Genomic DNA, 13897 nt, shown 5'->3' with positions numbered 1-13897 from the left:
TTCACAGGACGAAGGTGAAGGCGCAGAAGGACATTCCGGCACTGCCGAGCCAGCCGACGCCCCTCTCGCCCCGCCGCAACCGGCCGGCCGCGATCGCCTCGGACATGGCGACCGGGACGGACGCGGACACCACGTTGCCGGTCTTGTGGTAGACGTGCTCGACAATCCCGCCGAGACCGACCTTGTCGGCCATCCCCTGCCAGTAGTTCTTGCCAGAGGCATGCGTGAAGAGGGCCGCGACGGTGTCCGGTCGCACGCCGAGCCGTTCGAACACCGCCATGGCGTGCGCCGCGCCCTCCCGGTGCAGTTCGAAACCGTAGGAGGTGAAGCGGCCGACCCCGTTCGCGGCGAGCTTGCCCGAGGGGTCGCTGTAGCCTTCGTAACCCTCCAGGGGCACGTTGCACAGGGGAGCGAGGTCCGGCCGGGAGATGAAGCGGAACTCCCACGGCTCGTTGTCCTCCGCGGTGAGCACGGTCGCGGTGGCCGCCTCGCCGAGGGTGTAGGCGGGGAAGACCGATTCCAGGTCGGCGATGCTGCCGAGCCGGTACAGGTGCGGGAACACCGCTCCCCCACTGCCCAGGCTGAACTCGGCGTTGACGATCATCGCCGTGCGGTACTGCCCGCACGCGAACAGGGCTTCCACGACCTGCACGGCACGGGTCCAGCTCATGCAGGCGTCCAGGATGTCGAAGCAGTGCGCGTTGCCAAGGCCCAGTGCCGCGGCGGAGTGGTAGGCACCGCCCGGCTCGATGAATCCGCGGCCGATCCCGGTGTAGACCAGCACATCGATCTGCCCCGGTGCCAGCTCCGCCTGTGCCAGCGCGGTGTTCGCCGCGTCACGCAGCAGGTCGATCGGCCGCTCCTCGTCGGCCCGCCAGCGGCGTTCGTCGGATCCGGTGTAGCGCAGGTAGTTCCCTATCTTGCGCACGGCCTGACCGAGATCGCCGTCGAAACCGTCCGCGCTGTGGGCGGTGATCTCGGCCAGGATGTCGTCGTTCGTGACGGTGCGGGACGGCAGCGCCGTACCCACTGATCGAATTCTCATCTCACGACCTGTTCAGGGGATGCGGACGGCTTGCCCGGCGTAGGCCAGCCCGGCCCCGAACCCGACGAGTACCGCCCACTGGCCGGAACGAGCCTGCCCCGAGGAGACGAGGCGGTGCAGGGCCAGCGGCACCGACGCGGCGCTGGTGTTGCCGGTGACCCGCACGTCGTCGGCGACCACGACCTTCTCCGGCACCTCGAGCGTTGCGGCGATCTTCTTGATGAGCCGCCAGTTGGCCTGGTGTGGCACCAACGCGGCCACGTCGTCCCAGCCCAGCCCGGTCACCCGGAGGATCTCGGTGACCACCTTCGGCACGGTGGCGCAGGCCCACCGGGTGACGGCCAGACCGTCCATCCGCAACGCCGGCCGCGCCGAACCGGGACTGGCGGCCTCGAACTGTGTCGGCCGCACCTCCAGCGCGTCGGCCCGGGAGCCCACCGACCCCCACACCACGGGCCCCACTCCCGAAGGACCGTCGACGGCGGTCACCACCACCGCACCGGCACCGTCGGCGAACACCGACGCGGTGTTCCGGTCGTCCGGGTCGACGATGTCCAGCATCCGGTCCGCCCCGATCACGAGCACGGTGGCGCAGTCACCGACGGCGATCAACGACCGAGCCACCTGCAGCGCATAGCAGAACCCGGCGCAGGCGATGTTCACGTCGAACGCGGGCACGGACAGCCCGAGCGCGGCGGCGACCTGCGGCGCGATCGCCGGGCAGGGCTGCGGGTTGGTCGACGTCGCCACCACCACCGCGTCCACCGTCGTCGCCCTCGTCCCCGCGGCGTGCAACGCCTCGATGGCCGCGGTGGTCGCCATCGCCACCACCGACTCGGCTCCCCCGGCCTGACCTCGGGACTCCACACCGGTGCGGGACACGATCCATTCCCGGTCCACCCCCAGCCGGCGCGCGACCTCCTCCGAGTCCACCGCGACAGGCCGGTACGCACCCGCCGCCATGATTGCCGAACCCCGGCCGTTTTCGAGGCTCACAGCACACCCTGCCGAGATTGTCTGGTCACGAAATCAAGGACGTCGCGCGGCGTGTTGAATCCCGCCGCGTCCTCGTCCTTGACCGCGATCCGGTACTTGTCGTCCAGCACGGCGAGCATTTCCGCCTTTGCCAGGGAATCGACCTCCAACTCGTCGAGCGAGCGGTCGAGGTCCTGCTCGGACAACGTGATCGCCTGGCTCGGCGAATTAGCGTCCGCATTCACCACGCTGTTCAGGATCTGCTCCAGGTCCGCAGGTGTCATCGCAATCATCTCCCATCGGGACAGACAGTCAAAATGATTTCCTGCTCCACGCTGGCACGGATCGCGGCGAAACGGCAAGGTACACATCCGGATGACGACCGTCCCGAACAGGTTAAGATCATTGTCACGCAAATCATGCGGCCACACCTGAAGAAACCGTCACGGACGGAACCAGCCACCCGTTGACACGGCGGCGAATACCGGCCGTCGACCTGGTGGGTGCGACTCATTCAACAGGCACCCACCAGGGGCCGGGCGAATGTTCCGTTCGAGTGATGCGCGGGACGACAAGAACGTATGCCGCACCGGTCCACGATGTCGGTTGTGATGCATTCAACAGATTCATCATGAAGGCACAACGCTGCGGTTGTGACTCTTCCTGCGCCGTGTTCTGATGCTGAAGACACCGGCCGGACGCCGCGAACACGGTGTCGTCCGCACGACCATTTTCCGGCGGCCACAGCAACGGAGGTAATTCGTTGGCGTCCCCGACCACCCGCGTCACCGGCGAAGAAGTCGCCCGCCCTCGTGGCGACACCCGTCCGCACGACAGAACCAGCCGGTCGCGGCTGCTGGCCACGGTGGTCGGCAACATCGCGGCGGACACCGTGTCCCGTCCTCGGGAATCGGCCAGGGACGCGGCGACGAATCCGGCGGACGCGCGGCCGCAGCGGCGCGCGAAGGCGGTCCGGCACGCGCTGGAACAACTGGGCCCCTTCTACATCAAGCTGGGGCAGATGCTCTCCACCCGGCCGGACCTGATCTCCGACGTGCTGATCGAGGAACTGGAGCATCTGCACGACAGCGTTGCGCTGCGCCCCTTCGGCGAGTTCGGCGCCATCCTCGACCAGGAAATGCCGAACTGGCGGCATCTCTTCCGGTCGATCGACCTGGTGAACCCGTTGGGTTCGGCCTCGCTGGCCCAGGTGTACCGGGTCGTTCTGCATGACGGAGCCGCGGCCGTGGTCAAGATCCAGCGGCCGCGGATCCGGTCCCAGGTCCTGGAGGACATGAAGAGGATGCGGCGCGTGGCCCGGCTCGTCGGCAAGCTGGCGCCCGGGTTCAACGAGCTCATCGACCTGGACGCCATGCTGCGGGTGATCTTCAACGGCATGGAGCCGGAGCTGGACTTCACCATCGAGGCCCAGAACATGGAGGACGCGCGGCGCGCCGCGCGGGATTTCAAGCACATCACCGTGCCGAAAGTGCTGGACGCGACGCCGAGGATCCTTGTGCAGACCCTCGCTCCCGGCGCCTCCATCGCGACGGCGGACCGCGCCGGTTTCGCCACCAAGGAACGCAAGAACATCTGCCGTGACCTGCTCAAGTTCATGTACCAGGGCTACCTGACCGACCACGTTTTCCACGCCGACCCGCATCCGGGGAACATATTCGTACAACCGGGAGAGAAAGCCACCCTCATCGACTGGGGGATGGTCGGTCGCATCGACCGCTCCCTGAGCAGAAAACTCGCTCTGCTGATGATCAACATAGCTCAGAACGACGCGGCGGCCACGGCCCGCACCTGGGTCGAGATGGGGCACGCCACCGCGCGGGCCGACCTGCACGGCTTCGCGAGCGACCTGTCGATGCTGGTGCCGAAGGTGTCGACCGCGACGGTGGGCGAACTCAACTTCGGACTGATACTCAGCAAAGTCCTGTACTACTCCACCAGGCGGCGCATCCACACGAGCCCGCACATCTCCATGGTGAGCAAGTCCTTCGCCAACATCGAGGGCTCCGTGCGCAACCTCGCGCCGGAACTGTCCCTCGTGGACGTCTTCGAGGACGCGATGGTCGACATCATGGCGGACATGGTCGAAGACTTCCTCTCCAAAAGGCAGGGTGGCCGGTTCGCGCTGGAGCTCATGCTCGGCAGCGCCATCGCGCCGGACAACTCCCGCCAGATCCTCCGCAGCCTGAACGACAGGGAGTTCACGGTGCGGACCGAGTCAGTCGACGGCCGGAACCAGCAGAAACCGGACAGGACAGGCAGACTGGCACACGTCGGCATCGGCGCACTCGTCGGGCTCCTGCTGGCACGGCGCCACCGGCCATAGCGGATCGCATTTCCCGGCACCGGGTCAACACGTTCATCACAACGGCTCTTCCACCGGCCACAAGAGAACTCGCGCGCGTGCCAAACTGATAAAGGAAAGCCGAACAGAGAACGGAGTGACAATGGCCAAGCGGAAAAAGAACATCTTCGACAACATGTTCGACCGCGCGGACGACATCAGCAGGGACGTGCGGCGTGCGGGCCGCCGCAGTCTCGGGAGCAGAAAGAAGAGGAAGAAAGGCAGTACCCGCAAGCTCGCGAAGCGGAACAACGAGGAACTGCAGGCACTCACCGAGCAGATGTCCCTCCTGGTGCGTCACCTCGCTGCCCGGCCGGCCGACAGCCTGCGGGACACCGGCCGGATGACCTCGCCCATCGACCGACAACCGTAGACAGTGGCCTGAACGGCGTGCACAACCTCCCGCCGGCCGCCACGACGCGGCGGTCCCCCGCCGGGCCCGCTGTGCGGGCGTGGGTGCCATGCCCTGAACGACGCTTTCGGGACGTTGGGCGTCCCGAAGGCGTCGTCCGGGACATCGGCGGGTCAGATGGGTGCCGTCGAGGCCCGGACCACCAGTTCGGTGGCGAGTTCGACGTGATGGGACTCGAGTTTCTCGCCTACGGCGAGACGTAGCGCCGTCCGCAGGGCCACCCCGCCCATCTCGCGCAGGGGCTGCCGCACCGTGGTCAGTGGTGGTGAGGCCACCCTGGCGAGGAGCGTGTCGTCGAAGCCGACCACGCTCAGGTCTTCCGGGACGCGCAGGCCGCGGGTGCGGGCGGTCTCGACGACACCGAGGGCGATCTCGTCGTTCGCCGCGAACACCGCGGTCGGCGGCTCCGCGAGGTCCAGCAACGCCGCCGCGCCGAGCATGCCGGTCTCGTACGTGAACTCTCCCGACCGCACGTACGCGCCGGGCACCGGCACCTTCTTCGCCTCCATCGCGGCCCGGTAGCCGTGCACACGTGCCTGGTTGGCGGCGGCGACGGCGGGCCCGCCGAGGTAGGCGATGCGGTGGTGGCCGAGTCCGAGCAGGTGCTGGGTCGCCGCGAAGCCGCCCGCGAAGTTGGTCGGCCCGACACTGTTGACATCGCTGTGCGGCTGGTGCTGCGGGTCGAGCACGACGAGCGGCAAACCCGCCTGGGTCAGCGCGTCCAGGTACGCGGGGGTGTACACGCTGGTGACCGCGATGAGGGCCTGACGACCCGTCGAGACCAGGTCCCGTGCCCACCGCGGGCCGCGGTCCGGCTGGCTGACCACCACGGCGACGCCCAGCTCGCCCGCGGCGTCGACGACCCCGCCGAGCGCCTCGGCCACGTACGGTTTGAGGTCGCCCGCGAACTGCACCTCGATCGTCGGGAGCGGCGCGGGCTGCGCGCGGCGGGCGACGGGTGCGACGTACTCGTGCCTGCGCAGCAGTTCCTGCACTCGGGAGCGGGTCCCCGGCGCCACGTCGCTGCGTCCGTTCACCACCTTCGACACGGTCGCGACCGAGACCCCGGCCAGATGTGCGACGACCGCCAGCGTGGTGCGCCTGGCGCCCGCCGGTGCCGGCTTCCCAGAGCCCGCCGCCGGCGACCTGTCGACCGTCGCCATTCATCCTCCTTTGCGAGGACCGAAAGTTTCGAAATGTTTCGACGTACCGGCTGAGCATACTTTTGTAGTCTATTTCGGGCAATCAGCCGGGATCCGCCTTGACACTAATCCGGCGGGATACCTAGGCTTGCGCCACCGGTTTTCGAAAGTTTTCGAGAGTTTTCGAAAAGGTCAGCCAGCGAAGCCTCGGCCCGTGATCGGAGCACCAGCGTGCCTACACACCTTTCCCGACGTACCGTTCTCGGTCTCCTCGCCGCCGGCGTGCCCGCCTCGCTGGCACTCTCGGCCTGCGGCACGTCCGGTCCAGGCAGCGACGGCGGCGCGACGTACTGGTTCCTGAGCGGGCCGCCGCAGGAAGGCATCCGGCAGGGCGCGGTGGACCGGTTCAACCAGGCCAACCCCGACGCGAAGATCGCCACGACCACGTTCCAGAACGACCCGTACAAGACGAAGATCAAGACCGCGCTCGGCGCCGGGCAGGCACCCACGATCATCTGGGGCTGGGGCGGCGGCGGGCTTCGCACCTGGGTCGAGGCGGGCCAGGTCGACGACCTCACCTCGTGGTTCGACCAGAACCAGAAGGTGAAGGACAAGCTGATCCCGTCCTCGTTCGGCCCGGCGACCATCGACGGCAGGATCTACGCGATGCCGTGCGAGACCGTCGAGCCGATCGTCCTGTACTACAACAAGAGGGTCTTCGACGACGTCGGTGTCGAGCCGCCGCAGTCGTGGGACGACATCATGGCTCTCGTGCCCAGGTTCAACGCGAAGGGCATAGCGCCGTTCTCCCTCGGCGGCCAGTCCCGCTGGACGAACATGATGTGGCTGGAGTTCCTGTTCGACCGCATCGGCGGTCCCGAGGTGTTCCAGGCCGCCTTCGAGGGCGAGAAGAACGCCTGGTCCCACCCGGCCGCCATCGACGCGCTGACCAAGCTCCAGGACCTGGTCAGGGCCAGAGGGTTCGTCGAGGGCTTCTCCTCGATCACCGCGGACTCCAACGCCGACCAGGCGCTGCTCTACACCGGCAGGGCCGCGATGATGCTGCACGGCTCCTGGTCCTACGGCATCCAGCAGGAACAGGGCGGCGACTTCGTCCAGAGCGACGGGCTCGGCTACATGAACTTCCCGCCGGTCGAGGGCGGCACCGGCGACCCGAGCAACGCCGTCGGCAACCCCGGCCAGTACCTGGCCATCTCCTCGAAGGCCAGTGCCGAGCAGAAGGAGGTCGCCAAGAAGTTCTTCAGCACCGGCGTCCTCGACGACCAGGAGGTGAAGGACTGGATCGACTCCGGCGCGGTCCCCATCCTGCAGGGCACGCAGGGTGAGCTGGCAGGCAACAAGAACGCCGACTTCGTCACCTTCGTCTACGACATCGCCAGCAACGCCGAGGTCTTCGCCCAGTCCTGGGACCAGGCACTGAGCCCGACCGCGGCCGAGACGCTCCTGGACAACATCGTCAAGCTGTTCCAGCTGTCGATCTCGCCGCAGCAGTTCGCCGACGGTCTCAACGCGGTCATCGGCAAGTGAGCCCACGCACGTCGCCCGCGACGCGTGGCGGCCGGAGCGGCGTGCTGCCGTGGCTGGCCGCCCCGGCGCTGGTGTTCTTCATCGGCTTCGCCGTCATCCCGCTCATCGGCGTGTTCCTGCTGAGCTTCACGACGTGGGACGGGATCGGCGCCATCCAACCGTCCGGACTGGACAGCTGGCGCGCCGTGCTGGCCGATCCCGGGCTACTGCACGCGGTCTGGGTGACGTTCCTGGTGATGGTCGTGTCCTGGGCGGTACAGACTCCGTTGAGCATCCTGCTCGGCACGTTCCTGGCGGGACAACAGCGCTACCGCGCGGTACTGGCGGTGGTGTACTTCATCCCGTTGCTGCTCAGCTCGGCGGCGATCGCGATCGCCTACAAGGCGCTGCTGGACCCGAACTTCGGCCTCGGCGCCGGGACGGGGATCGACTTCCTCACCCAGGACTGGCTCGGCAGGCCGGCACTCGCGTTCAGCCTCGTCGTGTTCGTCGTGTCCTGGCAGTTCATCCCGTTCCACTCACTGATCTACCAGGGCGGCGTCCGGCAGATTCCCCGGTCCCTGTACGAGGCGGCGCAGATCGACGGCGCAGGACGGGTCCGCCAGTTCTTCAGCATCACACTGCCCCAGCTCAAATACACCATCATCACCTCGTCGACTCTCATGGTGGTCGGTTCGCTGACCTTCTTCGACCTCATCTTCGTCCTGACCGAAGGCGGCCCTGGCGACGCCACCCGCGTGCTCGCACTGGACATGTACAAACGGGGTTTCCAGGCCAGCCTGATGGGTCCCGCGAGCGCCATCGCCGTCATCCTCGTTCTCGTCGGCCTCGCGATCGCCCTGCTGCTACGCAGGCTCGGCGGCCGGGACGCCGCACAGAGCCAGTCCGAGGGCGCCTGACATGAGCCTCACCCTGACCAGGACACCACGACCGGCGAGAGCCCACCGCGAGCGGCGCCGACGCGGCGACCCGGCCACCCGCCGGCGGAACTGGCTCGGCGGACTCGCCGGCTGGCTGTGGCTCGCGATCATCGTCATCCCCATCTACTGGGTGCTCATCACAAGCTTCAAGGTCCAGGCCAACTACTACTCGAGCAACCCGATGGTGCCGCCCGGCGACCCCACACTGGACAACTACCGGTTCGTCCTGGAGTCCGGCTTCGTCACCTACTTCGTCAACAGCGTGGTGGCGACGGCCGGCGCGGTCGTGCCCGCGGTGGTGTTCTCCTTCATGGCCGCCTACGCGATCGTGCGGGGCTGGCGGCTCCGGTTCCTGCGGCTGGTGAACGGGTTGTTCCTGATGGGCCTCGCGATCCCGCTGCAGGCGACCGTGATCCCCATCTACCTGATCATCATCAAGCTGCGGCTGTACGACAGCCTGCTGGCGCTGATCCTCCCCTCGATCGCGTTCGCCATCCCGCTGTCGGTACTCGTGCTCTCCAACTTCATCCGCGACGTGCCAAAGGAACTGTTCGAAGCGATGCGGATCGACGGCGCGACCGAGTGGATGACGATGTGGCGGCTGGCGGCACCGCTGACCCGGCCCGCCATCCTCACGGTGACCGTCTACAGCGCCCTGAACATCTGGAACGGCTTCCTGTTGCCACTGGTCCTCACCCAAAGCCCCGACAAGCGAACCCTGCCGCTCGCGTTGTGGACCTTCCAGGGCCAGTACAGCGTCAACGTCCCCGCCATCGTCGCCGCCGTCGTCCTCACCACGCTGCCCATCCTGGCCCTCTACGCCTTCGGCCGCCGCCAACTGCTCAGCGGCCTCACCGCCGGCTTCAGCCGGTGACCGGCCGGGCGGGCGACGGGTCCGGAAACGCGGGAGGATGGCCGGCATGACGTTGCCCGCCCTCCCCGAGGAGTCCTTCCAGCGCGTGCTCTGCGTCGTCGCGCACCCCGACGACATGGAGTACGGCACGTCCGCGGCCGTCGCCCGCTGGACCGCGCGCGGCATCGAGGTCGGTTATCTCCTGCTCACCCGCGGTGAGGCAGGCATGCCGAACCCTCCCGAGGAGACGGCACACCTGCGGGTCGCCGAGCAGCAGGCCGCCTGCGCCGTCGTCGGCGTCCGGCACCTGACCGTCCTCGAACACCCCGACGGCGTGCTCGTCTACGGCCTCGACCTGCGCCGGGACATCTGCCGGGAGATCCGCCGGTTCAGGCCCGACGTCGTACTCGGCACCGGCTACGAGATCGAGACACCCTATGGCTTCGACCAGGCCGATCACCGCGCGACCGGGCTGGCGACGCTCGACGCGGTGCGCGACGCGGGCAACCGGTGGGTCTTCCCGGAGCAGATCGACGACGAGGACCTCGAACCGCACTCCGTGCGCTGGCTCATCGTCCCGGGGCTCGCCGGCTCCGGCGCGACCCACGGCGTCGAGGTCACCGGTGAGCCGCTGCGCCGGGGCGTCGCCTCGCTGGAGGCGCACGCCGCGTACCTGGCCGCGCTCCCCGACCACCCCGCCCCCGCCGACATCATCCCGATGTTCACCGCGATGAGCGGCAAGGCCATGGGCGTCGAGCACGCCGTCCTGTTCCGCGCCCACGACCTGCAGGCGCCACCGGAGTTCTTCCCCGAGGCCACGCAGGACTGACCCCTGGCCCTCCAGCACGACCCCCACCCGGCGCAGGCAGGTCCGGGGCCGACGGTCAGGACACCGGCCCCAGTTCGAGCTGTCTGAGCCTCGTCGCCACCGTGCGGAGCAGTTCCGCGATCCCCTCGCCGGTCCGCGCCGACACGGCGACCGGGTCGGGGTAGGTGTGGTGGAGGACGTCCAGCTGGTCCGGGCGGGCCACATCGATCTTGTTGAGCACGAGCAGCTCGGGTACGCGACCGGCACCGATCTCCTGGCGGACGGCGTGCACGGTGCTGATCTGGTCGAGCACGTCGGGTGCGGAGGCGTCGGCGACATGGATGGTCAGGTCGGCGTGCCGGAGGGCTTCGATGGTGGACCGGAACGCGTCGACCCGCCGGTACGGGAGGTGGCGAACGACGCCGACCGTGTCGGCGAGCGTCAGAGTGCGGCCGTCGACGCCGACCTCCCGGACCACGGGTGCCGTGGTGGCGAACAGGCCGTCCCCGGTCCGGGCCCGCGCCCCCGACAGGCGGTTGAGGAGCATCGACTTGCCCGCGTTGGCGTAGCCGGCGATCACCGCGCAGGGTGGCCGGTCCGCCACGGGCAGCGTGACGGGGCCGTCCTCGCGGGTGTGCCCGCCGAAGATGTCGAGGATGAGCGCGGTGCGGTCCACCACCCGCGTTCTCGTCCGCTCCTCCAGCGCACGTGTCTGCCGCCGGCTCAGGTCGTCGTCGGCGATCACCACATCGGCCCGCGCCACCTGCGCCGTCACGGCCAGTTCGGCCACCTTGCCCGCGCTCAGGTAGGTGGCCGGGTCCGGGCGGGCCCTGGTCTGCACGACGACGCCGACGACGGTCAGCCCGTCGGCGTCGGCCAGGCGCCGCAACTCGGCGAGCGGCGGCCGGTCCCCCGTGCCGTCCCCCTGCCGGACGGCGACGAGCACCGTCCGCCGCGGGACGCGCCGGTTCGCCACGTCGGTGCCCACCAGCCACGCGCCCGCCATCGCTCGCTCCCTCATCCGTCTTGCCACTGGCTACCCCGCACGAACACCGGCCATGCCGACGGGGGTCGCCCACGACGTGACGAGCACCGGTCGGTGACGGGCCACCTACCCGAGGCGGCGACCGAGGGTCACTCCGGGGACGGCCGGTCGCGCAGTGACGCCCCCACCCGGTGCAGGTGGCGGAGCGCCTGCGCGTAGGAGTCGAAGAGACCGGTTTCCGTGTAGGGCACACCCAGTTCAGCGCAGTACCCGCGCACGATCGGCTGTGCGCGGCGCAGGTGCGGGGAGGGCATGCTGGGGAACAGGTGGTGCTCGATCTGGTAGTTCAGGCCGCCGAGCGCGTTGTCCACGAACCAGTTGCCGCGCACGTTGCGGGAGGTCAGCACCTGCCTGCGCAGGAAGTCCGGGCGGTCGTCACCGGACAGCATGGGCATGCCCTTGTGGTTCGGCGCGAAGATCGAGCCCATGTACAGGCCCCACAGCGCCTGGTGGATGACCAGGAACAGCAGCGCCTTGCCAGGGGACAGCACCAGGAACAACGCGCCGAGGTAGCAGGCGAAGTGTCCGAACAGGAGGGTGGCCTCGATGCCGCGCCGCCGCAGCTTCGGGTTGAGCAGCGCCCGCACGCTGGCAACGTGCAGGTTCAGGCCCTCCAGTGTGAGCAGCGGGAAGAACAGGAACGCCTGCCAACGACCGAGGAACCGCGGTATCCCGCGGCTGGCCCTCGCCTGGTCGTCCGACCAGACCAGGATGTCCGGCGCCACGTCCGGGTCCAGCTCCTCGTGGTTGGGGTTGGCGTGGTGCCTGGTGTGCTTGTCCATCCACCAGCCGTAGCTCATGCCGACGCCCAGGTTGCCCGCGACGAGCCCGGCGACCTCCGAGAGCTTCCTGGTGCGGAACACCTGCCGGTGCGCCAGGTCGTGCGAGACCAGCGCGACCTGTCCGAACAGCACGGCGAACACCACCGCGAGCAGCAGCTGCCACCAGGTGTCCCCGAGCGCGACGAAGGCCGCCAGCCCACCGAGGTAACACGCCGCGAGCAGTCCGATCCGTACCGTGTAGTAGCCCGGACGCCGCTTCAGCAGCCCCGCTTCGTTGATGCGCCGGGACAACCGCGCGAAGTCGCTGCCGGTCGACGACGGAACCGGTGGAGCGGCATCAATAGTCATGCCCCCAGCATCCGGTATGGGCCGACCGCGACGGCAGCCAGGTGGCACCCCGGTCGATACGGGGGGTAGCCCCATGGTCCGGGACCTTCCCGGCCGTGCCGCGTCACTTCCCGGAGCGGCGGCGTTTGTCGCGGACGTAGAGGCTGCCGGGTTTGCCGTCGCTCGAGCTGCGACGGTCCAGTTCGAACAGTGTGGTGGCCGTGATCAGGTCACTGAGCTTGGCGTAGCCGTAGTTGCGGGAGTCGAAGTCGGGCTGCTGGTTGGTGATGATGTGGCCGACGGACGCGAGCGCCGCCCAGCCGTCGTCGTCCGAGGCCGCCTCGACGGCGTTGCGCAGCAGGTTCAGCAACGCGGAGTCGCGTTTGAGCGCAGCGGCGGACGTGGCGGTCTTGAGCCGGGGCGGCGCGTCGGGGGCCGCGTCGGGACTGTCCGGGTAGGTGAGGTTCTCGACGTAGATGAACTTGTCGCAGGCGGCGACGAAAGGCTTCGGTGTCTTGCGTTCGCCGAACCCGTACACGGTCAGGCCGGACTCCCGCAGACGGGCGGCCAGGCGGGTGAAGTCGCTGTCGCTGGAGACGATGCAGAACCCGTCGAAACGCTCCGAGTACAGCAGGTCCATCGCGTCGATGACCATCGCCGCGTCGGTCGCGTTCTTGCCGGTGGTGTAGGCGAACTGCTGCACGGGCTGGATCGACTGGGCGAGCAACTGGTCCTTCCAGCCCTTCAGGCTCGTGCCGGTCCAGTCGCCGTAGGCACGTTTCACGTGCGCTGTGCCGTACTTGGCGACCTCCCCCAGCAAGCCCTCGGTGATCGACGGCCGAGCGTTGTCGGCGTCGATGAGCACCGCCAGTCTCGCGGTGTTCTCGCTGACCATGTACGACCTTTCCCTCGTGGTCGGCAGTCGCCGACCGGGTCCCCTGCTCATCGGATCATCCTCCACGGCCCGCCGGGACGTGCCGAGAACCGATCGCGTGTCGTCCACGTCCCCTGGTTGACACCCGCCTCGAGAAAGCCGGTCATGACGACGAGCCCGCACCCCACGCCCCCGGCCCGACGACGCTCGCCATGGCCGTGGGCACTCGCCGCCACCGTGTTGGTCGCCGCCGCGGTGGTGGCCACGACGGCGCTGGCCACCGGCGGCACCGACAGCGACGACCGGAGCACCGCCGCCACGAGCACGACCACCGGTTCCGCCAGACCTGGAACCGGTTACGACCTCAGCACCCCGCAGGCGGCCGCCGAGTCGTTCGCGGCAGCGGCCGAGACCGGCTCCGGCGAAGAACTGCTGGAGCTGGCCTGCGTCGGGCGTCCGGCCTGCGTCCGCGAGCACGCCGTCGACATGAGCGAGGCACAACTCGCCGACGCGCGGAACACGATCCGCGACGGGTCCACGAACTCGGCGACCACCTCGACGGCGCCGTCTTCACCTCGGCCGTCGACGGCACCGAACCGGACACGAAGAACGTCCCGTACCGCACCCCGGTGATGACCGGCGACGACGCCTACCTCACGTTCGTCCGGTCCGAGGGCGACTGGCTGTTCCACCTCCCCGCATCCTGACGGTGTCCCGGCGGGCCACATATCGTCCGCATATCGAAAACCGGATACGTGCCGGCAACACCACGCTGCCTTGAATGGCGGCATGACCGAGAGCGGA

At 68.6% G+C, this 13897-nt stretch carries 14 protein-coding genes; 7 read left to right on the top strand and 7 right to left on the bottom strand.

The genetic code is table 11. The features are described 5' to 3' along the window. Position 1 precedes the first annotated feature (1 nt). From ACFPCV_RS30825 to ACFPCV_RS30815, 3 genes are read right to left on the bottom strand one after another with little or no spacing between them, the layout of a single operon-like run. On the bottom strand, positions 2 to 1030 hold the full coding sequence (locus ACFPCV_RS30825; RefSeq protein ID WP_378059981.1) for a 3-oxoacyl-[acyl-carrier-protein] synthase III C-terminal domain-containing protein: 1029 nt from the start codon (positions 1028 to 1030) through the stop codon (positions 2 to 4). Positions 1031 to 1057: 27 nt separating this feature from the next. Continuing rightward, positions 1058 to 2008: a beta-ketoacyl-ACP synthase 3 gene (locus tag ACFPCV_RS30820; protein WP_378059979.1), complete on the bottom strand. Its 951-nt coding sequence runs from the start codon at positions 2006 to 2008 to the stop codon at positions 1058 to 1060. Positions 2009 to 2037: 29 nt separating this feature from the next. Then, a complete protein-coding gene (locus ACFPCV_RS30815; RefSeq protein WP_378059977.1) occupies positions 2038 to 2304 on the bottom strand; it encodes a phosphopantetheine-binding protein in 267 nt (88 codons plus the stop codon). 428 nt (positions 2305 to 2732) lie between these two features. On the opposite strand from ACFPCV_RS30815, the gene ACFPCV_RS30810 reads away from it, so the two are divergent. Both ACFPCV_RS30810 and ACFPCV_RS30805 read left to right on the top strand, forming a co-directional pair. Next, positions 2733 to 4364 carry an ABC1 kinase family protein gene (locus tag ACFPCV_RS30810; RefSeq protein ID WP_378059976.1) on the top strand — a complete coding sequence of 544 codons (1632 nt, stop codon included), beginning with the start codon at positions 2733 to 2735 and terminating at the stop codon, positions 4362 to 4364. A 121-nt stretch (positions 4365 to 4485) separates the two neighbouring features. Continuing rightward, positions 4486 to 4755 (top strand): hypothetical protein, encoded by a 270-nt coding sequence (locus ACFPCV_RS30805; protein ID WP_378059974.1) that lies wholly within the window; start codon positions 4486 to 4488, stop codon positions 4753 to 4755. Positions 4756 to 4907: 152 nt separating this feature from the next. On the opposite strand, the gene ACFPCV_RS30800 is transcribed toward ACFPCV_RS30805, so the two are convergent. After that, a complete protein-coding gene (locus ACFPCV_RS30800) occupies positions 4908 to 5957 on the bottom strand; it encodes a LacI family DNA-binding transcriptional regulator (protein WP_378059973.1) in 1050 nt (349 codons plus the stop codon). A gap of 210 nt (positions 5958 to 6167) precedes the next feature. Between ACFPCV_RS30800 and ACFPCV_RS30795 the strand changes: the two genes are divergently transcribed. The 4 genes from ACFPCV_RS30795 to ACFPCV_RS30780 are packed head-to-tail and all read left to right on the top strand — an operon-like array spanning position 6168 to position 10086. Next, positions 6168 to 7484 (top strand): extracellular solute-binding protein, encoded by a 1317-nt coding sequence (locus ACFPCV_RS30795; RefSeq protein WP_378059971.1) that lies wholly within the window; start codon positions 6168 to 6170, stop codon positions 7482 to 7484. Then, positions 7481 to 8383: a carbohydrate ABC transporter permease gene (locus tag ACFPCV_RS30790; protein WP_378059969.1), complete on the top strand. Its 903-nt coding sequence runs from the start codon at positions 7481 to 7483 to the stop codon at positions 8381 to 8383. Before ACFPCV_RS30795 ends, ACFPCV_RS30790 begins: the two co-directional genes overlap by 4 nt. A 1-nt stretch (position 8384) precedes the next feature. Beyond that, positions 8385 to 9278: a carbohydrate ABC transporter permease gene (locus ACFPCV_RS30785; protein WP_378059968.1), complete on the top strand. Its 894-nt coding sequence runs from the start codon at positions 8385 to 8387 to the stop codon at positions 9276 to 9278. 46 nt (positions 9279 to 9324) lie between these two features. Then, on the top strand, positions 9325 to 10086 hold the full coding sequence (locus tag ACFPCV_RS30780) for a PIG-L deacetylase family protein (protein ID WP_378059967.1): 762 nt from the start codon (positions 9325 to 9327) through the stop codon (positions 10084 to 10086). Between the two features lie 55 nt (positions 10087 to 10141). On the opposite strand, the gene ACFPCV_RS30775 is transcribed toward ACFPCV_RS30780, so the two are convergent. The 3 genes from ACFPCV_RS30775 to ACFPCV_RS30765 all read right to left on the bottom strand — a co-directional run bounded on the left by ACFPCV_RS30775 (position 10142) and on the right by ACFPCV_RS30765 (position 13165). Next, the gene (locus ACFPCV_RS30775) at positions 10142 to 11071 is read right to left on the bottom strand and encodes an HflX GTPase family protein (protein ID WP_378059966.1); all 930 of its coding nucleotides are present in this window, start codon (positions 11069 to 11071) and stop codon (positions 10142 to 10144) included. Between the two features lie 128 nt (positions 11072 to 11199). Next, the gene (locus tag ACFPCV_RS30770) at positions 11200 to 12240 is read right to left on the bottom strand and encodes a fatty acid desaturase family protein (RefSeq protein WP_378059965.1); all 1041 of its coding nucleotides are present in this window, start codon (positions 12238 to 12240) and stop codon (positions 11200 to 11202) included. A gap of 103 nt (positions 12241 to 12343) precedes the next feature. Beyond that, positions 12344 to 13165, bottom strand: a complete 822-nt coding sequence (locus ACFPCV_RS30765; RefSeq protein WP_378059964.1) for an NYN domain-containing protein — start codon at positions 13163 to 13165, stop codon at positions 12344 to 12346. 93 nt (positions 13166 to 13258) lie between these two features. Between ACFPCV_RS30765 and ACFPCV_RS30760 the strand changes: the two genes are divergently transcribed. Continuing rightward, positions 13259 to 13726 (top strand): hypothetical protein, encoded by a 468-nt coding sequence (locus tag ACFPCV_RS30760; protein ID WP_378059963.1) that lies wholly within the window; start codon positions 13259 to 13261, stop codon positions 13724 to 13726. Positions 13727 to 13897: the final 171 nt, after the last annotated feature.

Origin of the sequence: Actinophytocola glycyrrhizae (genome assembly GCF_042653545.1) — a bacterium.
In the GTDB taxonomy this organism is placed as follows: Bacteria; Actinomycetota; Actinomycetes; order Mycobacteriales; family Pseudonocardiaceae; genus Actinophytocola; species Actinophytocola glycyrrhizae.
Note: the sequence above shows the minus strand (reverse complement) of the source record. Positions and strands in the feature narration are given on the sequence as shown.